22 protein-coding genes are annotated in these 21,684 nt (G+C 69.5%); 9 read left to right on the top strand and 13 right to left on the bottom strand.

Going from position 1 to position 21,684, the window contains the following annotated elements; genetic code table 11:
- Window positions 1–209 precede the first annotated feature (209 nt).
- Both E4191_RS07250 and E4191_RS07245 read left to right on the top strand, forming a co-directional pair.
- The gene (locus tag E4191_RS07250; protein ID WP_135312820.1) at window positions 210–638 is read left to right on the top strand and encodes an Hsp20 family protein; all 429 of its coding nucleotides are present in this window, start codon (window positions 210–212) and stop codon (window positions 636–638) included.
- Complete coding sequence (locus E4191_RS07245; RefSeq protein ID WP_135312819.1) at window positions 631–858, top strand: DUF1150 family protein; 228 nt, start codon at window positions 631–633, stop codon at window positions 856–858. Before E4191_RS07250 ends, E4191_RS07245 begins: the two co-directional genes overlap by 8 nt.
- Here the strand turns inward: E4191_RS07245 and E4191_RS07240 are convergent.
- From E4191_RS07240 to E4191_RS07230, 3 genes are all read right to left on the bottom strand, one after another.
- Window positions 852–1,670 carry a TolB family protein gene (locus tag E4191_RS07240; RefSeq protein WP_135312818.1) on the bottom strand — a complete coding sequence of 273 codons (819 nt, stop codon included), beginning with the start codon at window positions 1,668–1,670 and terminating at the stop codon, window positions 852–854. The two genes, E4191_RS07245 and E4191_RS07240, sit on opposite strands and share 7 nt — an antisense overlap.
- Window positions 1,667–3,094: an MFS transporter gene (locus E4191_RS07235; RefSeq protein WP_135312817.1), complete on the bottom strand. Its 1,428-nt coding sequence runs from the start codon at window positions 3,092–3,094 to the stop codon at window positions 1,667–1,669. The genes E4191_RS07240 and E4191_RS07235 overlap by 4 nt, the downstream gene beginning before the upstream one ends.
- Window positions 3,095–3,227: 133 nt before the next feature.
- Entirely contained in the window at window positions 3,228–4,937 is a 1,710-nt protein-coding gene (locus tag E4191_RS07230) for a bifunctional sulfate adenylyltransferase/adenylylsulfate kinase (protein ID WP_135312816.1), read from the bottom strand.
- Window positions 4,938–5,144: 207 nt separating this feature from the next.
- Here E4191_RS07230 and E4191_RS07225 point away from each other — a divergent pair, with 207 nt between their 5' ends.
- Window positions 5,145–5,696 (top strand): hypothetical protein, encoded by a 552-nt coding sequence (locus E4191_RS07225; protein ID WP_135312815.1) that lies wholly within the window; start codon window positions 5,145–5,147, stop codon window positions 5,694–5,696.
- A gap of 4 nt (window positions 5,697–5,700) precedes the next feature.
- Here the strand turns inward: E4191_RS07225 and trxB are convergent, their stop codons facing one another.
- Window positions 5,701–6,684 carry a thioredoxin-disulfide reductase gene (trxB, locus tag E4191_RS07220; protein WP_135312814.1) on the bottom strand — a complete coding sequence of 328 codons (984 nt, stop codon included), beginning with the start codon at window positions 6,682–6,684 and terminating at the stop codon, window positions 5,701–5,703.
- A 156-nt stretch (window positions 6,685–6,840) separates the two neighbouring features.
- Here trxB and E4191_RS07215 point away from each other — a divergent pair, with 156 nt between their 5' ends.
- Complete coding sequence (locus E4191_RS07215) at window positions 6,841–7,341, top strand: Lrp/AsnC family transcriptional regulator (RefSeq protein WP_135312813.1); 501 nt, start codon at window positions 6,841–6,843, stop codon at window positions 7,339–7,341.
- Here E4191_RS07215 and pgeF read toward each other — a convergent pair.
- Genes pgeF through lgt form a run of 3 tightly spaced genes read right to left on the bottom strand, consistent with a single transcriptional unit; the run spans window position 7,338 to window position 10,022 of the window.
- Window positions 7,338–8,102 carry a peptidoglycan editing factor PgeF gene (gene pgeF, locus E4191_RS07210; protein WP_135312812.1) on the bottom strand — a complete coding sequence of 255 codons (765 nt, stop codon included), beginning with the start codon at window positions 8,100–8,102 and terminating at the stop codon, window positions 7,338–7,340. The two genes, E4191_RS07215 and pgeF, sit on opposite strands and share 4 nt — an antisense overlap.
- Entirely contained in the window at window positions 8,086–9,144 is a 1,059-nt protein-coding gene (locus E4191_RS07205; RefSeq protein ID WP_135312811.1) for a class I SAM-dependent methyltransferase, read from the bottom strand. Before E4191_RS07205 ends, pgeF begins: the two co-directional genes overlap by 17 nt.
- On the bottom strand, window positions 9,141–10,022 hold the full coding sequence (lgt, locus tag E4191_RS07200) for a prolipoprotein diacylglyceryl transferase (protein WP_135312810.1): 882 nt from the start codon (window positions 10,020–10,022) through the stop codon (window positions 9,141–9,143). The genes E4191_RS07205 and lgt overlap by 4 nt, the downstream gene beginning before the upstream one ends.
- Before the next feature lie 116 nt (window positions 10,023–10,138).
- Here lgt and E4191_RS07195 point away from each other — a divergent pair, with 116 nt between their 5' ends.
- Window positions 10,139–10,396, top strand: a complete 258-nt coding sequence (locus E4191_RS07195) for an accessory factor UbiK family protein (RefSeq protein ID WP_135312809.1) — start codon at window positions 10,139–10,141, stop codon at window positions 10,394–10,396.
- On the opposite strand, the gene E4191_RS07190 is transcribed toward E4191_RS07195, so the two are convergent.
- Window positions 10,387–10,698, bottom strand: a complete 312-nt coding sequence (locus tag E4191_RS07190; protein WP_135312808.1) for a DUF6476 family protein — start codon at window positions 10,696–10,698, stop codon at window positions 10,387–10,389. The genes E4191_RS07195 and E4191_RS07190 overlap by 10 nt on opposite strands.
- On the opposite strand from E4191_RS07190, the gene E4191_RS07185 reads away from it, so the two are divergent.
- The 3 genes from E4191_RS07185 to E4191_RS07175 all read left to right on the top strand — a co-directional run bounded on the left by E4191_RS07185 (window position 10,697) and on the right by E4191_RS07175 (window position 13,874).
- On the top strand, window positions 10,697–11,731 hold the full coding sequence (locus tag E4191_RS07185; RefSeq protein WP_135312807.1) for an RluA family pseudouridine synthase: 1,035 nt from the start codon (window positions 10,697–10,699) through the stop codon (window positions 11,729–11,731). The genes E4191_RS07190 and E4191_RS07185 overlap by 2 nt on opposite strands.
- A gap of 109 nt (window positions 11,732–11,840) precedes the next feature.
- Complete coding sequence (gene rpoH, locus E4191_RS07180) at window positions 11,841–12,749, top strand: RNA polymerase sigma factor RpoH (RefSeq protein WP_135312806.1); 909 nt, start codon at window positions 11,841–11,843, stop codon at window positions 12,747–12,749.
- 93 nt (window positions 12,750–12,842) lie between these two features.
- Complete coding sequence (locus E4191_RS07175) at window positions 12,843–13,874, top strand: hypothetical protein (protein ID WP_135312805.1); 1,032 nt, start codon at window positions 12,843–12,845, stop codon at window positions 13,872–13,874.
- Between the two features lie 4 nt (window positions 13,875–13,878).
- Here E4191_RS07175 and E4191_RS07170 read toward each other — a convergent pair whose 3' ends face one another.
- Window positions 13,879–14,640 carry an NAD kinase gene (locus E4191_RS07170; protein ID WP_135312804.1) on the bottom strand — a complete coding sequence of 254 codons (762 nt, stop codon included), beginning with the start codon at window positions 14,638–14,640 and terminating at the stop codon, window positions 13,879–13,881.
- 196 nt (window positions 14,641–14,836) lie between these two features.
- On the opposite strand from E4191_RS07170, the gene glyA reads away from it, so the two are divergent.
- A complete protein-coding gene (gene glyA / locus E4191_RS07165) occupies window positions 14,837–16,132 on the top strand; it encodes a serine hydroxymethyltransferase (RefSeq protein WP_135312803.1) in 1,296 nt (431 codons plus the stop codon).
- A 166-nt stretch (window positions 16,133–16,298) separates the two neighbouring features.
- Here glyA and E4191_RS07160 read toward each other — a convergent pair whose 3' ends face one another.
- The 4 genes from E4191_RS07160 to E4191_RS07145 all read right to left on the bottom strand — a co-directional run bounded on the left by E4191_RS07160 (window position 16,299) and on the right by E4191_RS07145 (window position 21,637).
- On the bottom strand, window positions 16,299–17,081 hold the full coding sequence (locus E4191_RS07160) for a crotonase/enoyl-CoA hydratase family protein (protein ID WP_135312802.1): 783 nt from the start codon (window positions 17,079–17,081) through the stop codon (window positions 16,299–16,301).
- Window positions 17,074–17,937, bottom strand: a complete 864-nt coding sequence (locus E4191_RS07155; RefSeq protein WP_135312801.1) for a hydroxymethylglutaryl-CoA lyase — start codon at window positions 17,935–17,937, stop codon at window positions 17,074–17,076. The genes E4191_RS07160 and E4191_RS07155 overlap by 8 nt, the downstream gene beginning before the upstream one ends.
- Window positions 17,930–19,858, bottom strand: a complete 1,929-nt coding sequence (locus E4191_RS07150) for an acetyl/propionyl/methylcrotonyl-CoA carboxylase subunit alpha (protein WP_135312800.1) — start codon at window positions 19,856–19,858, stop codon at window positions 17,930–17,932. The genes E4191_RS07155 and E4191_RS07150 overlap by 8 nt, the downstream gene beginning before the upstream one ends.
- 174 nt (window positions 19,859–20,032) lie before the next feature.
- Window positions 20,033–21,637: a carboxyl transferase domain-containing protein gene (locus E4191_RS07145; protein ID WP_135312799.1), complete on the bottom strand. Its 1,605-nt coding sequence runs from the start codon at window positions 21,635–21,637 to the stop codon at window positions 20,033–20,035.
- Window positions 21,638–21,684 lie beyond the last annotated feature (47 nt).

Raw genomic sequence — 21,684 nt, 5'->3', positions numbered from 1 at the left:
CTCTCGGGCTGTCGATGCCGGTGGGGCCGACTATAGCGTGGCGCGGGGCCTGTGTTAACTGCCCCCGTGCGACATTCGGAGGCTTTGGTGGGGTTGCACGTCATGCAGTTCTTGCAAAAAGCCGCGCAGCTTCTCATATATACATGATGCAGGTTGCCACTTGGTTACGGGACCTGCGCCACGCAGTCGCTGCAATGCAAAGGGCTGAGATGACAAAGATGTCCTTGGGGTCCCACCCCTATCTTCTGGGCTTCGACCAGCTGGAACGGCTGGCCGAGCGCGCCGCAAAGGGGGCCGAGGCCTATCCCCCCTTCAACATCGAACACATGCCGCCCGACGGGTTCCGCATCACCTTGGCGGTGGCCGGATTTGCCGAGGAGGACCTGGCGATCACGACCGAGGACCGTCAGCTGGTCATCCGGGGCCGCCAGCCGGGGGGCGAGGACAACCGCGTCTTTCTGCATCGCGGGATCGCGGCCCGCGCTTTTCAGCGCAACTTCGTGCTGGCCGACGGCGTTGAGGTGACAGGCGCCGGTCTGGACAACGGCCTTCTGCATATCGATCTGCGACGGGTCACCCCGCATCAGGTCGTCCGAACCATTCCCATCAGCCGCAAGGAAGGGGATCGTCTTGAATAGCAAATACGATTTCGGCGACGTGGACGTCGCGCAAACCGTCTACATCCGCAAGGTGGCCATCGCCACCCTGCCCCGCGACATCCGCGAGCAGCTGCCCGAGGGTCGTGACGTCTATGCCGTCCATGACGCCGAGGGCGAGCGGCTGGCCTTGGTGCAGGATCGCAGCCTGGCCTTCACCTTGGCCCGACAGAACGAGATGACGCCGGTCAGCGTTCACTGATCGACGGGCGCGTAGCGGACGAAGGCGAAGGCGCCTCCGTCCGGTGCCCAGCAGGGCACGTTCATCGTGCCCTGCCCACCCCACAGATCCAGCAGCGTTCTTCGCCCCGTCCCGTCCGGCCGCATGATGCGGATCGATACGGGGCGGTCACGCGGATGTTCCTTGGTCCCCGGTGCATAGGCCAGCCAGATCACGTGGCGGCCGCAGGGTGAGGGATGGGGAAACCAGTTCACATTCTCGTCATGAAAGACCGGTGCGGCCTCTAATCCGTCGGCGGGCATGCGCCAGATCTGCGCATGGCCTGTCGCATCCGAATTGAACCAGATCCAGGTGCCGCAGGGGCTGACATCCGGCCCGTCATGATGGGCGACGCCGGGGGTCAGGACCCTCTCGTCCCCGCCCTGCAGGTCGCTGCTGGCGATCCGCACCACCCGGTCGCCACCCCGCGCGCAGGCATAGACCAGCCGCTTTGCGGTGGCGCCGTGCCACCAGCTGGGCCGGGGCAGCGGCAGGGTCCGCAGCTGCGCCCCGTCCAAGATATGGATGCCGGCCCCCATGCCGTCATGGGCCGAGAACACGATGCGCCCGTCGGGCAGGATGCCGTGGTCGTTGTTGCACCGCTCGGGGCAGCCGGTGTTGATCAGCTGCAGCCCCGCCCCGTCCGCGCGCCACAGCCGCCCCTCGGCATTGACCAGGAACCAGCCCTCGGGGTGCCAGTTCGGCGCCTCGATCAGGCGGTCGGTCCGCAGGATCACCCGGGCGCGGCCCGTCGCCAGGTCCCAGACCTCCAGCGAGGATCGCCAGCCGCTCATCCGGGCACCCGCGCGCGGCGCACCGCGCGGGACCGGATCGCCAGCAGCGTCAGGATCGCGGCGAAGACGCAGATCTGATAGGTCAGCGCCTGCGCCAGCGCTGCGGGATAGTCGTCCGTCACCCGCAGATGCACGAAGAACAGGCTGGAGGCGACGGCGATGCCGATGGCCGCGCCGACCTGCTGAAAGGCCTGCATCCCCCCGGTCGCCGCCCCCGCCATCGGCCCTGGCACGTCGCGCAGCACCATCTGGAACAGCGGCGAGATCGCCAGCCCCATTCCGAAGCCGTTCAGCGCCAGCGGCGCGGCCAGCGTCCACAGGTGCAGGTCGGCGGGCGGATGGCCTGCCGCGTGGCGCAGCCAGATCATGCCGACCAGCATGATTCCCGCACCCATCGCGATGCGCCGGGTCATGGCGCGGATCCCGAAGCGCGCCGTCACCCAACTGCCCAGCATCACGCCCAAGGGAAAGGGCGCCGTGGCCAGCCCGGAATGCAGGGGGGTCAGTCCGAAGCCCGTCTGCAGATAGATCGCCAGGATCAGGAACATCCCCGGAATGGCCGAGAAGTGCATCATCACCACGATGACGCCGGACAGATAGCCCCGGTCGCGCAACAGCTGCACGGGCAGCAGCTGCTCGCGCCCCGCCCGCTCCAGCGCCTGCTGGCGGCGCCAGAACAGCCAGCCCACGGGCGCAGCCATGGCCAGTGCCACCAGCGACCACCACGGCCAGCCCAGCAGCGGCCCCTCGATCACCGGCAGCACGACCAGCGTGATGGCGGCTGCGAACAGCGCGACGCCGCGCCAGTCGATGGCCATATCGCGATCAGACGACATGGTCGGGATCAGCCGCAGGCCGCCCAGCACGACCAGCAGGCCGATGGGCAGGTTCACCAGGAAGATCGGCCGCCAGCCCAGCCCCTGGATGTCGGCGGTGATCAGCAGCCCGCCCAGCAGCGGCCCGCTGACCGCCCCCAGGCTGACCACGAAGCCCGCCAGCGCGAAGGCCTTGGCCTTCTGCTCGGGCGGGAACAGCACATGCATGATCGCCATGACCTGCGGCACCATCATCGCGCCGCCGATCCCCTGCAGGGCCCGCGCCGCGATCAGCACCCAGATGCCCGGCGCCAGCCCGCACAGGACCGAGGCCAGCGTGAACAGCCCCACCCCCGACAGGAACAGCCGCTTGCGCCCCAGCTTGTCCCCGAACCGCCCGCAGGGCAGCAGCCCGACCGCGAAGGCCAGCACATAGGCAGCCGAGACCCATTCGATCTGCGTCTCGGTCGCGTTCAGGTCGGCGCGGATCGAGGGCAGCGCCACGTTGACGATGCTGACATTGATCAGGTTCATGAAGTTGCCCATCAGCAGCAGCACGGTCGCGGCCCAGGGGTTCACGCCCCGGGGCGCGGCTGAAGAGAGGGTCATGGGGGATATCCTTCACGGCGGGATCGGCCGGGGGTCGAACCTTCGGGCGGCGGGGCGGGTTCCGCGCGCCTCGGGACAAACGCGAAACGGCCCCGGCAGGGTGCCGGGGCCGTTCCAAGGGTGGCAGGGGCGATCAGCTGAGGCCGATCAGGCCCATGCTTTCCAGCTTCAGCAGCACCTGGTGGGCGGCGCCGTCCACGTCGATGTCGCTGGTGTCGACGACCAGCTCGGCATTCTTCGGCTCTTCATAGGGATCCGAGATCCCGGTGAATTCCTTGATCTTGCCTTCGCGGGCCAGCTTGTACAGGCCCTTGCGGTCGCGGCGCTCGCATTCCTCGATGGGCGTCGAGATATGGACCTCGACGAAGGCACCACCCGCCTCGACCATCTCGCGCACGGCGCGGCGGGTCGCGGTATAGGGCGCGATCGGCGCGCAGATCGCGATGCCGCCGTTCTTGGTGATCTCGGACGCGACATAGCCGATCCGCTTGATGTTGATGTCGCGATGCTCCTTCGAGAAGCCCAGTTCCGAGGACAGGTGCTTCCTGACCACGTCGCCGTCCAGCAGCGACACGGGACGCCCGCCCATCTCCATCAGCTTGACCATCAGCGCGTTGGCGACGGTCGACTTGCCCGAGCCCGACAGGCCGGTGAAGAACACCGTGAAGCCCTGCTGGGCGCGCGGCGGCGAGGTGCGGCGCAGCTGCTGCACGACCTCGGGGAAGCTGAACCATTCGGGAATGTCCAGGCCCTCGCGCAGGCGGCGGCGCAGTTCGGTGCCGCTGATGTCCAGCACGGTCGAGCCCTCGGGGATCTCGTCGGCGGGGAAATAGCTGGCCTTCTCCTGCACATAGACCATGTGCTTGAAGTCGACCATCTCGACGCCGATCTCGTCCTTGTACTGGGTGAACAGGGTCTGGGCATCATAGGGACCGTAGAAGTCCTTGCCTTCGCTGTTCTTGCCGGGACCGGCATGATCGCGGCCGACGATGAAATGCGTCACGCCGTGATTGGCGCGGATCAGGCCGTGCCAGACCGCCTCGCGCGGGCCCGCCATGCGCATCGCCAGGTTCAGCAGCGACAGGTTGGTGGTCGCGGCCGGATACTTGTCCAGCACCGCCTCGTAGCAGCGCACGCGGGTGAAGTGGTCCACGTCGCCCGGCTTGGTCATGCCGACGACCGGGTGGATCAGCAGGTTGGCCTGCGCCTCGCGGGCGGCGCGGAAGGTCAGTTCCTGATGCGCGCGGTGCAGCGGGTTGCGCGTCTGGAAGGCCACGACCCGGGTCCAGCCCAGCTTCTTGAAGAAGGCGCGCAGCTCGTTCGGCGTGTTGCGACGGGCGCGGAAGTCGTAATGCGTCGGCGTCTGCAGACCCTTGACCGGGCCACCCAGATAGACCGGGCCCGCGGTGTTGTGCAGGTAGTTGACCGCCGGATGGGCCAGATCGTCGGCGCCGAAGACCTTCTCGGCCTCAAGCGCCTTGTTCGGCACCCATTTGTCCGTGACCGACATGATCGCCAGGATCACGCCTTCCTGATCGCGCAGCGCGATGTCGGTGCCGGCGGGCAGGCCCTCGGCGAATTTCTCGGAGACGTCCAGCGTGATGGGCATCGGCCACAGCGCGCCCGATTCCAGCCGCATGTCATGGACGACGCCGTTGTAGTCGGCCTCGGTCAGGAAGCCCTTCAGCGGGTTGAAGCCGCCGTTCATCAGCAGCTCCAGATCGCAGATCTGGCGGGGCGTCAGGTCCCAGCTGGGCATCTGCCCCGCATCGTCCTTGAGCGCGGCGGCGGCGGCGTCCGAGACATACAGCTCGGGGATCGGGGTCTGGTTGGCAAGGGTCATGTGCAAAGCTCACGGTTACGCGAAAAGGAATCGACACGCGCAACTTGAAGGGGACCGCGTGATACCAGCACAGCCATAGCCGCGAAAAAAGCGATATTCAAGTCTGGGAAAACGCTTTTGCCGCAGGGGGCGGCAAGGCTGTGCCCGCGGAACCCCCGCTGCCTGCCCACGTTGGATTCGCAAGTGACGCACAAACCGGAGGCACCGATGACCGACCACATGACCGCCACCCCCGAAGAACAGCGGGCCCTGAGCCAGGAAGAACTGGGATTCGCCAATCAAAGCCGACAGCCCGCCCTGGGCCAGCTGTCGGACAAGGACCTGTCCGACCTGATCGGCCTGCTGAGGGTGCGCCGCAACCGCGCCCGTGACATCGCCGCCCGTCAGGGCCGCGAGGCGCGTGGCAAGGTCAGCCCTTCGGGCAAGACCTCGGCCGGGGGCAACGAGGGCACGCGCAGCAAGGCGGAATATCTGACCGCCGCGCTGGACCGCGCCACCGAGGAACGCGACCGCCGCGATGCGGGGGGCAGCGACGGGGCCAGCCAGACCGAGTTGGCCGAAAAGGCGATGCAGCTGAAGGCCGAGGCCGACCGGACCAACCCGATGGTCGAGGATGGCGGCGCGATCCATCCCAACGATCCCGACGCCGATCCCGGCAAGGGCGGCATGGGTCAGACCGAGCGCACCACCGCCCCCTCGGGCGCGCTGGACCATGCCGGAGAGCTGCCCGCGCGCGAACGGTCGCGCACGCGCACCTGACGGATCAGTAGATGGCCGCGACCAGGGGTTCTGGCACGATCTCGATCTCGCCCTCGGCGGCCAGGAAATGCTCGGCATCCAGCGCGGCCATGCAGCCCATGCCCGCGCTGGTGATCGCTTGGCGATAGATGTGGTCGGTCAGGTCGCCCGCGGCGAAGACGCCCGGGATCGAGGTACGGGTGCTGCCCGGCTCGACCTTCACATAGCCGCCGTTGTGCAGCTCCAGCTGGCCCGCGACCAGTTCGCTGGCGGGCGCGTGGCCGATGGCCACGAAGACGCCGTCCGCCTTGATCTCGCGCATAGTTCCGTCGCGCAGATCGCGCAGCAGAGCGCCGGTGACGCCCATGGGCGTCGTGCCGCCGGTCACCTCGGCCAGTTCGCTGTTCCAGATCACCTCGACCTTGGGATGGGCGAACAGGCGGTTCTGCAGGATCTTCTCGGCCCGCAGGCTGTCGCGGCGATGGACCAGCGTCACCTTGCTGGCGAAGCGGGTCAGGAACAGCGCCTCCTCGACGGCCGTGTTGCCGCCGCCGATCACCACGACCTCACGGTTGCGATAGAAGAACCCGTCGCAGGTGGCGCAGGCGCTGACGCCAAAGCCTTTGAACTGCTCCTCGGAGGGCAGGCCCAGCCAGCGCGCCTGCGCGCCGGTCGCCAGGATCACCGCATCCGCCGTCACGACGCGCCCGCTGTCGCAGGTCGCGGTGAAGGGGCGGCTTTGCAGGTCCAGGGAGGTCACCAGATCGGTCACGATCTCGGCACCCATCGCCTTGGCATGGGCCTCCATCTTCACCATCAGCTCGGGGCCCTGGATCTCGATCTCGCCGGGCCAGTTCTCGACCTCGGTGGTGATGGTCAGCTGTCCGCCGGGCTGCATGCCCTGGATCAGCATCGGCTCCAGCATGGCGCGCGCGGCATAGACGGCGGCGGTATAGCCCGCGGGGCCCGACCCCACGATCAACAATTTCACATGGCTGCGTTCGGTCATCTTGCGCCCCTTTCACGGTTTGTGCATGAGGTAGTGCCTCACGCGGTCGACTGCAACGCATGCCCGCCTTGCGGCAGCAACAGAAAGATTGTTGCGCCCACGGGGGCGTCATTGTAGTTTCCGCAAACGCCGCGATCGAACAGAAGAAAGATCCTCATGGCTGGCGCCAAACTCGACGACATCGACCGCAAGATCCTGGCCGAACTTCAGGCCGATGGCCGGATGACCAATGTCGAACTGGCCCGCCGCGTGGGCATTTCCGCGCCGCCCTGCCTGCGTCGCGTCCGCACGCTGGAGGAACTGGGCTACATCCGCGGCTACCACGCGCTGATCGACGCCCGCGAGCTGGGATTCGAGGTGCAGGTCTTTGCCATGGTGCGGCTGGCCTCGCAATCCGAACGCGACCTGTCGGCCTTCGAGGCGCGGGTCATGGGCTGGCCGCTGGTCCGCGAATGCCACATGCTGAACGGCGAGATCGACTTCATCCTGAAATGCGTCTCGCCCGACCTGTCGACCTTCCAGCGCTTCCTGACGAACAGCCTGACGGCCGCGCCGAACGTCGCCTCGGTCAAGACCTCGCTGGTGATCCGGGGCGCCAAGGACGAGCCCGCCGTGCCCTTCGAGATCGTCGAGGAACGCGTCCGCGAGGCAGGCTAGAGCGAGATCGCGCTGATCAGCCGCCCGTAGTCTGCCTGCCCCTCATGCGTGGCACGCCGGTAGCTGAAGAAGCGGTCCGGGTCGGAATAGGTGCAATGGCGCGACCATTCCGCCTCGACCCCCGCCGCCCGCAGCCGCGACAGGCCGAAGGCGGGCAGGTCGAACATCGGCCGCCCCTGCGGGCCGCCGCTGAAGAACCGTTCCGACTCAGCGTCTTCCGTCAGGAAGTTGTCCATGAAATCGGGGCCGACCTCATAGGCGCGCTGGCTGATGGTCGGGCCGATCACCGCCCGGATCTCGCGGGCGCCAATCGCCTGCATTGCCGCGACCGTCGCCTCGATCACGCCGTTCAGCGCGCCACGCCAGCCCGCGTGACAGGCCCCCACGACGCCTGCGCCGGCATCGGCCAGCAGGATCGGCTGGCAATCGGCGGTCAGCACCGCCAGCGCCACGTCGCGCCGTGCCGTCACCAGCCCGTCGGCATCGGTGTCGCGGACGGTATCAATGTCTGTGTCCTCGGCCAGTGTCACCACATCGGCGGAATGGACCTGCCGCACCGTCGCCAGATGCCCCGCGCCCACGCCCATCGCATCGGCCACGCGGGCACGGTTGACCTGCACCATGTCGCTTTGATCGGTGGAGCGGCGCCCGCAGTTCAGCCCGGCAAACAGCCCCGACGAGGCGCCGCCCTTGCGGGTGAAGAAGCCATGCGTCGTGCCCGACAGCAGCGGATGGGTCAGTATTTCAAGCGTCGTCTGCATGGGCCTCCAGCGCCTCGAAACCGGGCACGGGCGGGGCGCCCGTGGGCCAGAACGCGATGGCCTTGAACAGGTGACCCATTTCGGACGGATCGGTCAAGCGTCGAAGCGCGGCCATCGCGCCCGTGTCCCCCGCCTGCGCCAGCCGCGCCGCCCGGGCGGGCGCGCCGAGTGCTTCCAACCAGTCCCCCTGCCGCACGGGGCGCGAGACGACCGCCCCGCCCCGCAGACCTGCAGCCGCCAGTGCGGCGAAATCGACATGGGCGGTCAGGTCGGCCTCTCCGGGCCGGGATAGGGGATCCTCGGGGGCGTGGTTGCGAAGCGCCTGGAAGGTGTCGCCATAGCCGTTCCAGCCGCCGTAATCGATCAGGATCGCCGCCCCGCCCTGCGCCGCGATGCGCCGCGCCAGCGCCTCGGCAAAGGCGGCGCCCTCGGCGCAATCCTCGACGATGTCGCCGGGTTGGCCGGGACGGTTCAGGGGGACGACCGGCCCCAGGCCCATGCGCAGGCCATCATCCGACAGGCCGACCATGCGCTCGCGCCAGCCCTCGGGGGTCATCTGGAACTGCCGGATGGGCAGGGCATCGATGAACTCGTTTCCAATCAGGAACAGCGGGTTGTCCGGCAGATCCTCGATGCCGTCGAGATGCAGGACATCGCCCAAGCGGTCCCTCTGGACCTGACGCAGATGGGGCGAGGCCTCGATCAGCGCGACCTGGGCCGCATCCGCCATGCCGGGCACCACCCGGATCGCGCGCAGCATGTCGGCCATCAGCGTGCCGCGCCCCGGCCCCGGCTCGACCAGGGTGAAGGGCGCGGGCCGCCCCTGATCCAGCCAAGCCTGCGCTAAGGCCAGCCCGCACATCTCTCCGAACATCTGGTGGATCTCGGGGGCGGTGGTGAAGTCGCCCGCCGCCCCGAAGGGATCGCGGGTGGCGTAATAGCCGTGGCGACTGTCCATCAGGCAGATGCGCATGTATTCGGCCAGCCCGATCGGCCCCGTCGCGCGGATGCGCGCCGCGATGATGCCCGCCAGAGGCGTCATGTCGTCCGGGGCGGCCGGGCGCGGGCCCGCCAGATCAGCGCCAGCCCGATCAGCACCATGGGCAGCGACAGCACCTGCCCCATGGTCAGCCCGATCACCGGCCCGCCCAGAACGTGCCCGAGCGGATTGTCCGGCGTGATGAACTGCGGATCCGCGACCCGGAACAGTTCGACGAAGATGCGGGCCAGCCCATATCCGGCCAGGAAGATCCCGAAGGCCAGCCCCGGGCGCCGCAGCCCGCCCGCGCGCACCACGGCCCACAGGATCAGGCCCAGGACCAGCCCTTCCAGCCCGGCCTCGTAGAGCTGGCTGGGATGGCGGGCGCAGGGACCGACGACGCCGGGGCAGGCCTGCGCGGCATCGCCCGGAAAGACGACGCCCCAGGGAAGGTCGGTGGGGCGGCCCCACAGCTCGGCATTGATGAAGTTGGCGAGGCGGCCGAAGAAGATGCCGATGGGCGCCACCACGGCCATCGCGTCGGCCAGCCGCAGCACCGGCACGCCCTGCGCCCGCGACCAGATCCAGGTGGCCACGATCACCCCCGCGAAGCCGCCGTGAAAGCTCATCCCGCCCTGCCAGACCATCAGGATCTGCGCCGGGTTGGAAAGGTAGTGGGCGGGCTCGTAGAACAGCACGAAGCCCAAGCGCCCGCCCAGGATCACCCCCAGGATGACCCAGGTCAGCAGGTCGTCCACCCGGTCGGCTTCGGTCGGCGGCGTGCCGCCCCAGATCGCGGGGCGGCGCATCATCGCGGCGATCACCTGCCAGCCGATGATCAGCCCCGCCAGATAGGCCAGCGCGTACCAGCGCAGCGACAGCGAGAACCCCCCGAGGGTGATCGTGAAGATCTCGGGAGCGATATCGGGAAAGGGGATCATGAGGCCTCGCTGGAATGTGGCGCGCACGCTAGTGCCCGCGGCCGTGGTGTCAACACATTGAACCCGGGCGCCCCCCGGACCATATAGGACGCAACGCAAGCCAAGGGGCCTTTCACATGACCACGCAAAACCGTTTCTTCGACGACATGTCCAAGCTGATGACCAATGCCATGGGCGTGGCCCAGGGGGCCCGCACCGAGGCCGAGACCGCCATGAAGGGCTGGATCGACCGCTGGCTGGCCGACCGCGACTTCGTGACCCGCGAGGAGTTCGAGGCTGTGCGCGAGATGGCGATCAAGGCCCGCACCGAGAATGCCGAGCTGAAGGCGCGGCTGGACACGCTGGAAGCCGGGCGCACCACGCCTCAGGGCTGAAGCTGCAACTGCCCGACGGGTTCGCCCGCCCGGTCATAGACCAGCACCTGGTCGGTCTGCGTCACCACCACGATCCGGTCGGTGGCGAAGGTGATCGCGGCGGGTCGGACGCCCTCGGGCAGCACGATGCTGCTTGGCAGGTCCGGCAGCACCGGCTGGTTCAGCCGCATCCACAGCAGCGCCACGACGGCGACCATCCCCACCCCCATGATCAGCGTCAGTCCCGTGACCAGCGTCTTCAGAAAGCGCAGCTCCGGGACCTCTTTCGCGGCGCGCTTCCATTCGGTATCATCCTGCCCCATGTCGATCCTTTCCGTGACCATCCCGGCCAACCCGCCCGACCGGCTTGATAAGGCCCTTGCGCTGGCGGTGCCAGAGCAGGCGGCCCTGTCGCGCTCGCGCCTGTCCCGCCTGATCGCCGAAGGGTCCGTCACCGGCCCCGACGGCCCGGCCCGCGACGGCAAGGCCCGCGTGGCCGAGGGGCAGGAATACCATATCGCCCTGGCCCCGCCCGAAGAGGTGCACACCCGCCCCGAGGCGATCCCGCTGGTCATCGCGCATGAGGACGATGACCTCATCGTGATCGACAAGCCGGCGGGCATGGTCGTCCATCCCGCGCCGGGCAGCCCCTCGGGCACGCTGGTCAACGCGCTGCTGGCCCATTGCGGCGATTCGCTGTCGGGGATCGGCGGCGAGAAGCGCCCGGGCATCGTGCACCGCATCGACAAGGACACCTCGGGCCTGCTGGTGGTGGCGAAATCCGACCGCGCCCATCACGGGCTGGCCGCCCAGTTCGAGGCGCACAGCGCGACCCGCCGCTATCTGGCGCTGGCCCATGGGGTGATTGACGCCGCCGACCCGCGCCTGCGCGCCACCCCCGGGGTCAGCTTCGAGGAGGGCGGCGTGCTGCGAATCGCCACCCATCTGGCCCGCCACCCGACCGACCGCCAGAAGCAGGCGGTCCATGTCGACAAGGGCCGCCATGCCGTCACCCGCGCCCGGCTGCTGGAACGGTTCGGCACCCCGCCCGTCGCCATGCTGGTCGAATGCCGGCTGGAAACCGGGCGCACCCACCAGATCCGCGTCCACATGGCCCATGCCGGGCTGGGGCTGATCGGCGATCCGGTCTATGGCGGCGCGCGCAAGGCCTCGACCCGCGTGCTGGGATCGGTGGCAGCCGAGGTGCAGGCCTTTTCGCGCCAGGCCCTGCACGCGGCGCATCTGGGCTTCGTCCACCCGGTCAGCGGGGTCGAGATGGGCTTCGACAGCCCCCTGCCCGCCGACATGCAGACGCTGCTGGACCGCCTGCGCGGGATCGGTGCCGCGGCCTCTTGACGCGGTGCCGGGGCGGCCCCACATTGCTCGGTTCCCCCGCTGCGACATGTCGGCCCGGAACCCCCATGTCCAAGGCTGCGTTACCGGGTTTCAGTGAAAGGCATTCCTCATGGCCACCTATGCAAATCTGCCCGCCCCCAGCCCCGAACAGGGGATGAACCGCTATCTGCAGGAGATCCGCAAGTTTCCCCTGCTGGAGCCCGAGCAGGAATACATGCTGGCCAAGGCCTGGGCCGATCACGAGGACAGCGCCGCCGCACATCAGCTGGTCACCAGCCACCTGCGTCTGGCCGCCAAGATCGCCATGGGCTATCGCGGCTACGGCCTGCCGCAGGCCGAGGTCATCAGCGAGGCCAATGTCGGGTTGATGCAGGCGGTCAAGCGGTTCGATCCCGAGCGCGGCTTCCGTCTGGCCACCTATGCGATGTGGTGGATCCGCGCCTCGATCCAGGAATACATCCTGCGGTCCTGGTCGCTGGTCAAGATGGGCACCACCAGCGCGCAGAAGAAGCTGTTCTTCAACCTGCGCAAGGCCAAGTCCAAGATCGGCGCGCTGGAAGAGGGCGATCTGCGCCCCGAGAACGTCGCCCAGATCGCGACCGAGCTGAACGTGACCGAGAAAGAGGTCGTCGACATGAACCGGCGCCTGTCGGGGGGCGACGCCTCGCTGAACGCGCAGGTCGGCTCGGGCGACGGGGAATCGGCGGCGCAGTGGCAGGACTGGCTGGAGGATACCGATGCCAACCAGGCCGAGGCCTATGCCGAGACCGAGGAGCTGGACACCCGCCGCCGCATGCTGGTCGCCGCGATGGACGTGCTGAACGACCGCGAAAAGGACATCCTGATGGAGCGCCGCCTGCGCGACGACCCGATGACGCTGGAGGATCTGTCCACCCGCTACAGCGTCTCGCGCGAGCGTATCCGCCAGATCGAGGTCCGCGCCTTCGAGAAGCTGCAGGAGCGCATGCGCGTCCTCGCCCGTGAAAAGGGCATGAAGATCGCCGCAGAAGCGGAATGATCCGTTCGGGATTCGTCGCGCCGCATTGACCCGATGCGGCGCGACGCTATGGTCTGCTGACGCCACGGGATGCGCCCAGACCATGCTGACTTCATGACTTCCTCCACCGCCCTGACCGAATTCCAGCGCCTCGAGGCGCAGGGATCGTGGCGCGAGCGTCCCGATGCCCGCCTGCGCGAGGTGATCGTGTCGGTGGGCGAGGCGACACTGACGATGATGGACCCCAAATCCGACCGGCCCCTGTCGCATTGGTCGCTGCCGGCGGTGACGCGGCTCAATCCCGGGCGCCTGCCCGCGCTCTATACCCCCAGCAGCACCGCGCCCGACGAGACCGTCGAGATCGAGGATCCGCTGATGATCGAGGCGATCGAGCGCGTGCAGCGCGCCATCGCCGCGCATCGCGCCACGCCCGGTCGGCTGCGGGGCGTGGTCACCGGGGCGGCCGTGCTGGTGATGCTGGCCGGGCTGGTCTTCTGGCTGCCCGACGCGCTGATCCGCCATGCCGCCCGCATCGCGCCGCCCGCGCAGGCCCGCAATGTCGGGCTGGCGGTGCTGGCCGATCTGGAGCGCAGCGCGGGCGCAGTCTGCCGCCGGACCTCGGGCCAGCAGGTGCTGGACTGGATGTCGCCCGACCTCATCGGCGCCGATGCCCTGATCCAGGTGGTGCCCGGCCCCCTGAACGGCGCGCGCCGCCTGCCTGGCGATCTGTACGTGCTGGGCAGCGACCTGCTGACCACCGCGCCGGGCCCCGAGGCCGCCGCCGGCCATCTGGTCGCCACGCGGCTGGCGGTCGAAGACAAGGCCGTCACCCTGGACGCGCTGCGCCATGCCGGGCTGATGGCCTCGCTGCGGCTGATGACGCTTGGCACCCTGCCCCGGGACGCGATGGAGGGTCTGGGCGAGGCGATGCTGGCCGGACCCGTCCCCCGTCCCGATCTGGCCGCCCTGCCCCCGGCCTTCGCGCCCCTAGGCCTGTCGACCGAACCCTATGCGCGCAGCATCGACCCGACCGGCGCCGCCGTCCTGCCGCTGATCGAGGCCGACCCGATCCGCGCCGGCGTCGAGCCCGCCGACCTGCTGACGGATGCGCAATGGCTGGCGCTGCAGCAGATCTGCGCGGGCTGAGCTGTCAGACGAACTGTTCGCGCAGCAGGCGCTCGTCCAGCCCATGGCCGGGATCGAACAGCAGCCGGTGGCGGATGTCGCCCGCGCTGCGGATCTCGACCCGGGTGACATGGCGCACCGACCGGCTGTCGGCATCGGCCATCACCGGGCGGCGTTCGGGGTTCAGCACCTCGACCACCACCTCGGCGGCCTTGGGCAGCAGCGCCCCCCGCCAGCGGCGCGGGCGGAAGGGCGCGATGGCCGTCAGGGCCAGCACCTCGGACGCGATGGGCAGGATCGGGCCGTGGGCGGAATAGTTGTAGGCGGTCGAGCCCGCGGGCGTGGCCACCAGCGCGCCGTCGCAGACCAGTTCCTCCATCCGCAACCGCCCGTCGACATGGATGCGCAGCTTGGCGGCCTGCGGGCCCTCGCGCAGCAGGCTGACCTCGTTGATGGCCAGCGCCTCGTGGCAGGTGCCGTCGGCGCAGGTGGCCCGCATCCGCAGCGGGTTGATGACCGTCTCCTCGGCGGCGGCCACGCGCGCGGGCAGGTCGTCCTCGGCATAGACGTTCATCAGGAAGCCCACGGTGCCCCGGTTCATGCCATAGACCGGCAGCCCCCGCGCCCGCGTCGCATGCAGCGTCTGCAGCATGAACCCGTCGCCGCCAAGCGCCACGACCACCTCGGCCCGCTCCGGCCCGGCATCGCCATAGCGCGCGACCAGCGCCGCGCGGGCGGCAAGGGCCGCATCCGCCTGGCTGGCGGTGAAGTGGATCCTGGGCGTCATGGTCCTGTCCCGTGATGGACCCGCACCATCACGCCCCAGGCCCGCGATGGCAAGCCCCGTGCGCAAGGCCCCTTGCGCGGGCCCCGCGCGCAGGTCGCATCGGCGGCGCGGCGGGTCGTTTTGTCACTTTCCGCAAGGGCGTCGTTGCGGTAGAACGCGCCAACCCCGCCTTTCAGTCACAAAGGACGCAAGACCGATGAACGCACCCCACCGCGACAACGGCTTCTTCACCGAAACCCTGGCCAGCCGTGACCCCGACATCGCCAAGGCCATCACCCAGGAACTGGGCCGCCAGCGCGACGAGATCGAGCTGATCGCCTCGGAAAACATCGTCAGCCGCGCCGTGATGGAGGCGCAGGGCTCCGTCCTGACGAACAAGTATGCCGAGGGCTATCCCGGCAAGCGCTATTACGGCGGCTGCCAGTATGTCGACATCGCCGAGAACCTGGCGATCGAGCGCGCCAAGGAGCTGTTCGGCTGCGCCTATGCCAACGTGCAGCCCAACAGCGGCAGCCAGATGAACCAGGCCGTGTTCCTGGCGCTGCTGCAGCCCGGCGACACCTTCATGGGCCTCGACCTGAACTCGGGCGGGCACCTGACGCACGGATCGCCGGTCAACATGTCGGGCAAGTGGTTCAACGTGGTCAGCTATGGCGTGCGTCCGCAGGACCAGATGCTGGATATGGAGGCGATCGCCGAGAGCGCGCGCGCCAACAAGCCCAAGCTGATCATCGCCGGCGGCACCGCCTACAGCCGCAGCTGGGACTGGGCCGCCTTCCGCGCCATCGCGGACGAGGTCGGCGCCTATCTGATGGTCGACATGGCCCATATCGCGGGCCTGGTCGCGGGCGGCGTGCATGCCTCGCCCATCCCGCATGCGCATGTGGTCACCTCGACCACGCACAAGTCGCTGCGCGGGCCGCGCGGCGGTCTGATCCTGACCAACGACGCCGACATCGCCAAGAAGGTGAACTCTGCCGTCTTCCCGGGCCTGCAGGGCGGACCGCTGATGCATGTGATCGCCGCCAAGGCCGTGGCCTTCGGCGAGGCGCTGCGCCCCGAGTTCAAGACCTATGCGGCGCAGGTGGTCAAGAATGCCGCCGCCATGGCGGACGAGCTGATGAAGGGCGGCATCGACATCGTCTCGGGCGGCACCGACAACCACCTGTGCCTGGCCGACCTGCGTCCCAAGGGCGTGACCGGCAAGGCGACCGAGGCAGCCCTTGGCCGCGCCCACATCACCTGCAACAAGAACGGCGTGCCCTTCGATCCCGAGAAGCCCTTCGTGACCTCGGGCATCCGCCTCGGCGCCCCCGCCGGCACCACGCGCGGCTTTGCCGAGCCCGAGTTCCGCCAGATCGCCCGCTGGATCGTCGAGGTCGTCGACGGCCTGGCCGCCCATGGCGAAGAGGGCAATGTCGAGGTCGAGGCGAAGGTCCGTGCCGAGGTGGCCGAGCTGTGCGCCCGCTTCCCGCTGTATCAGGGCATGTGATCTGCGCCTGACAGAATCGGCCCGCCACGCATCCGCGCGGCGGGCTTTTTCATGGGCGGGTGTCGGGGGTGGGGGCCGGGGAACAAAAGGGGGGCCAGCCCCCCATCGCCTTGCGGCGATCCCCCCCGGGATATTTGCGTGAAGAAGATATGGGGGGCGTTGGAGGTCAGCTTTGCCAAGCGGGCTTGCGCTTGTCGAAGAAGGCGGTGATGCCCTCGGCGGCCTCGGCGCCCTGCCAGGTGGCGACCAGGCGGTCAATGCTGTCCTCGATGGCGGCGACGTCGATGCGCGGGCCGAGCGCGCGGCATTGCGCCTTGGCAGCGGCCACGGCCCGAGGGGCAGCCTGCAGGAAGGGCGCGATCTCGGCCTCAATGGCGGCGTCCAGATCCTCGGGCGCGACGCTGCGGGCGGCGAGGTTCAGCACCACCGCCTCGGGCGCGTCGAAGATGCGCGCCGAGAAGAAGACCCTGCGCGCGGCGGGTTCGCCCATCCGGGCCAGCACATAGGGTCCGATGGTGGCGGGGATCAGGCCGAGGCGCACCTCGGTCAGGCCGAATTTGGCGGAATTTGCGGCGATGGCGATGTCGCTGACGGCCATCATGCCGATGCCGCCCCCGAAGGCATTGCCGTGCACTCGCGCGATCAGCGGCTTGGGGATGAGGTTCAGCGCCGACAGCATCCCGGCCAGTGCGCGGGCGCCCTCGCGCCGCGTCTCTGCGTCGGCCTGCATCTGCTGGCGCATCCAAGCCAGATCGCCGCCCGCGCAGAAGCTGGCGCCTTGGGCGGCCAGCACCACCACCCGGACCTGGGGGTCGGCGCCGAGGCTCTCCGCCGCCTCGGTCAGCTCGTCGATCATCTGGCGCGACAGGGCATTGTGCTTGTCGGGGCGGGCGAGCCAGAGGGTCGCCACGCCGCGCGGGTCGGTGTCGATCCGGATCGTGTCAGGCATCGGGGGCCTCCCTCAGCGCGCGGGCCATGGCGGCGGCGCGGTGGATGATGTCCATGTCGAGGCCATGATCGAAGCCCCGCGCGGCCAGGTGCGCGGCCAGCGCCTCGGTCGCGACATTGCCCGCAGCGCCGGGCGCGTAAGGACAACCGCCCAGGCCCCCCACGGCGGCGTCGAAGACCCGCAGCCCGCGCGCCAGGCTGACATCGACATTGGCCAGCGCCCTTCCGGCGGTGTCGTGGTAATGCCCCGCCAGCCGTTCGGGCGGCAGGTCGTCCAGCACGGCGGCCAGCATGGCATCGACGGTCTCGGGGCGGCCCTGCCCGATCGTGTCGCCCAAGCTGATCTCGATGCAGCCCATGTCGCGCAGGGCGGCGGCCACGCGGGCCACGGAATGCGGCGGCGTCGGCCCGTCGAAGGGACAGTCGGTCACCACGCTGACATAGCCCCGCAGGGCCACCCCGTCGGCGCGAGCCGCCTCGGCCACCGGCGCCAGCCGCGCGAGGCTGTCGGCAATGGAGGCGTTCAGGTTGGCGCGGCTGAAGCCCTCCGAGGCGCTGGCGAAGATCGCCACGATATCCGCCCCCGCCGCCCGGGCCGCGTGATAGCCGCGCAGGTTCGGGGTCAGCGCGGCATAGCGGGAGCCGGGCGACCGCGCGATGCCCGCCATGACCTGCGCGGCATCCGCCATCTGCGGCACCCATGCGGGCGGCACGAAACTGGTCACCTCGATCCGGGCAAACCCCGCGCGGCCGAGCAGATCGACCAGCGCGATCTTGCCAGGGGTGGGGATCAGGCGCCGTTCGTTCTGCAGCCCGTCGCGGGGGCCCATCTCGAAGATCTCGACCCGTTCAGCCATCGGCGGGGTCCTCCAGCCGGATCAGCGCCGCCCCGGCCTCGACCTGATCGCCGGCGCGGACCAGCACCTCGGCCACGGTCCCGTCGCGGGCGGCGGTCAGGCTGTGTTCCATCTTCATCGCCTCCAGCACGGCCAGGCGGTCGCCTGCCGCGACCGTCTGGCCCGCCGTGACATGGACCGCCTTGACCAGCCCCGGCATGGGGGATCGCGTCAGCCCGTCGCCGCCCTCGGCGGCACCCGTCCGCGCAAGCGGGTCCAGCGGGACCAGATGCACCACCCGCCCGCCGAAGACGCTGACCCCCGCCGCATGGGCGACGATCCGCTCGCGGCAGAGATCGCCGTCGACCCACCAGCGACCCCCCTGCCAGCGCACCTGATGGGGTCGGTCCAGCGTGACGATGGCCGCCCCCGGCCCCTGCACCTCAAGGATCGCCGCGCCGCCCTCCCAGGCAATGGTGCGGCGCAGGGGCTGCCACAGGGTCGTGCCGCCCTGCACGGAGGGGTCGGCCAGCCCCGCCAGTCCGATGACGCCCAGCACCAGCGCGCGATGGTCCGACGCGCGCCCCTCGATCAGCGCATCCAAGTCGCGGGCGATCAGGCCGGTATCGACCTCGGCCCTGCGGAAACCATCATGCCTGGTCAGCGCGATCAGGAAATCCAGATTGGTGACCGAGCCCGCCACCTCGGTATCGACCAGCGCCTGTTCCAGCGCGCGCAGGGCGATGGCGCGGGTGGGCGCATGGGTCACGACCTTTGCGATCATCGGATCGTACCACGGGCTGATCGTGTCGCCGGGGCGCACGCCGGTCTCGATCCGGGCATGGTCGGGAAAGTGCAGATGCGACAGGCGCCCGGTGGCGGGCAGGAAGCCCGCGGGCACGTCCTCGGCATAGAGGCGCGCCTCGAAGGCATGGCCGGTGATGGTCAGATCCTCCTGCCGCGCGGGCAAGGGCTCGCCCGAGGCGACACGCAACTGCCATTCGACCAGGTCGATGCCGGTGATCGCCTCTGTCACGGGATGCTCGACCTGCAGGCGGGTGTTCATCTCCATGAACCAGAAGCCGTCGGGGCGCAGGCCATGGGCGCCGTCCACGATGAACTCGATCGTGCCCGCGCCGGCATAGCCGATGGCCTCGGCGGCGCGGACGGCAGCATCGCCCATCGCGCGGCGGACCTCGTGGGTCATGCCGGGGGCCGGGGCTTCCTCGATGACCTTCTGGTGGCGGCGCTGCAGCGAGCAGTCGCGTTCGTAGAGATGCACGGCGCGGGTCCCGTCGCCGAAGACCTGCATCTCGATATGGCGGGGCTGCAGGATGTATTTCTCGATTAGCACGGCGGGGTTGCCGAAGGCGCCCTGCGCCTCGGAGCGGGCGCTGTCCAGCGCATCGCGGAACTGCGCGGGATCGTCGACGCGCCGCATTCCCTTGCCGCCGCCGCCGGCCACCGCCTTGATCAGCACCGGATAGCCGATCGCCGCCGCCCTGTCCTGCAGGAAGTCCGCATCCTGGTTCGCGCCGTGATAGCCGGGCACGACGGGCACGCCGGCCTGTTCCATCAGCGCCTTGGCCGCGTCCTTGAGCCCCATCGCCCGGATCGCGCTGGCCGAGGGGCCGATGAAGACCAGCCCCGCCGCCACGACCGCATCGACGAAATCCGGGTTCTCGGACAGGAAACCGTAGCCCGGATGGATCGCCTGTGCCCCGGTGGCCCGTGCGGCGGCGATCACGCGGTCGGCGCGCAGGTAACTGTCGGCCGGAGCCGGCCCGCCCAGATGGACCGCCTCGTCGGCCATCTCGACATGACGGGCGGCGCGGTCGGCGTCGGAGTAGACGGCCACGGTGGCGATGCCCAAGCGGCGGCAGCTGTCGATGACGCGGCAGGCGATCTCGCCCCGGTTGGCGATCAGGATCTTGTCGAACATGTCAGCACCTTCCGCGGGAGGCAGGGTCAGGGGGCGGGGACGGGCGGAGGGCGCCGGGGGCTTTGCGCCCCCGGACCCCCGCAGGATATTTGCGCCAAGATGAAGGGCGGGGCGCGGTGCGGGAGTTCTTCTTCACTGAAATATCCCCGCCGGAGGCATCCGAGATCTCCACCCTCACATCCGGAAGAGGCCGAAGCGGGTCGGCTCGATGGGCGCGTTCAGGCTGGCGCGCAACGACAGGGCCAGCACCTCGCGCGAGCGGCGCGGGTCGATGATCCCGTCGTCCCACATGCGCGCCGAGGCATAGAGCGGGTGGGACTGGCGCTCGAACATCTCGACGGTGGGGCGCTTGAACTCGGCCTCTTCCTCGGGCAGCCAGGTGCCGCCCTGGCGTTCGATCCCGTCGCGGCGCACGGTTGCCAGGACGCCCGCCGCCTGCTCGCCGCCCATGACGCCGATGCGGCTGTTGGGCCAGGTCCACAGGAAGCGCGGCGAATAGGCACGGCCCGCCATGCCGTAATTGCCCGCGCCGAAGCTGCCGCCGACCAGCATGGTGATCTTGGGGACGTTCGTCGTGGCCACCGCCGTCACCATCTTGGCGCCGTGGCGGGCGATGCCCTCGTTTTCGTACTTGCGGCCGACCATGAAGCCGGTGATGTTCTGCAGGAACACCAGCGGGATGTTGCGCGCGCTGCACAGCTCGATGAAATGCGCGCCCTTCTGCGCGGCCTCGCTGAAGAGGACGCCGTTGTTGGCGATGATCCCCACGGGGCAGCCCTCGACATGGGCGAAACCCGTGACCAATGTCTCGCCGAAGCGGGCCTTGAACTCGTCGAAGCGACTGCCGTCGACAATGCGGGCGATCACCTCGCGGATGTCATAGGGCGTGCGCAGGTCGGCAGGCACCACGCCCAGGATCTCGTCGGGGTCGAAGGCCGGGGGCTCGGGAGGTTGCCACAGCACCGTCTCGGGGCGGCGGCGGTTCAGGTTCGCGACCGCGCGCCGCGCCATGGCCAGCGCATGGGCGTCATCCTCGGCCAGATAGTCGGCCACGCCCGACAGGCGGGTGTGCACGTCGCCGCCGCCCAGATCCTCGGAGGTCACCACCTCACCGGTGGCGGCCTTGACCAGCGGGGGCCCGGCCAGAAAGATCGTGCCCTGCCCGCGCACGATGATGGTGACGTCCGACATGGCCGGCACATAGGCGCCGCCCGCGGTGCAGGAGCCCATGACCACGGCGATCTGCGGGATGCCCTCGGCGCTCATCCGGGCCTGGTTGAAGAAGATGCGGCCGAAATGGTCGCGGTCGGGGAACACCTCGTCCTGGTTGGGCAGGTTCGCGCCGCCGCTGTCGACCAGATAGAGGCAGGGCAGCCCGCATTCCTCGGCGATCTCCTGGGCGCGCAGGTGCTTCTTGACGGTCATCGGGTAATAGGTGCCGCCCTTGACGGTGGCGTCATTGGCCACGACCATCACGTCTTGCCCATGCACCCGGCCCACGCCCGCGATCACGCCCGCTGCCGGCGCCGCCCCGTCGTAGAGGCCATGCGCCGCCGTGGCGCCGACCTCGAGGAAGGGGCTGCCCGGATCCAGCAGGTTGGCCACCCGTTCGCGCGGGGGCATCTTGCCGCGCGCGGTATGACGCTCCATCGCGCGGGGGCCGCCCCCGGCGGCGGCGGCCTCGGCCACGGCGCGCACATCCGCCAGCAGCGCCAGATGGGCGTCGCGATTGGCGCGGAACTGGTCCGAGGAGGGCAGCGCGGTCGAGGTCAGCTTCATCGGGTCGTCTCCTCGGCGGGGGCCGTGTGCGGGGGGTGGGCGGTCGG

Source organism: Paracoccus liaowanqingii (assembly GCF_004683865.2).
Classification (GTDB): Bacteria; Pseudomonadota; Alphaproteobacteria; order Rhodobacterales; family Rhodobacteraceae; genus Paracoccus; species Paracoccus liaowanqingii.
This window is presented reverse-complemented; position numbering and strand designations above follow the sequence as displayed.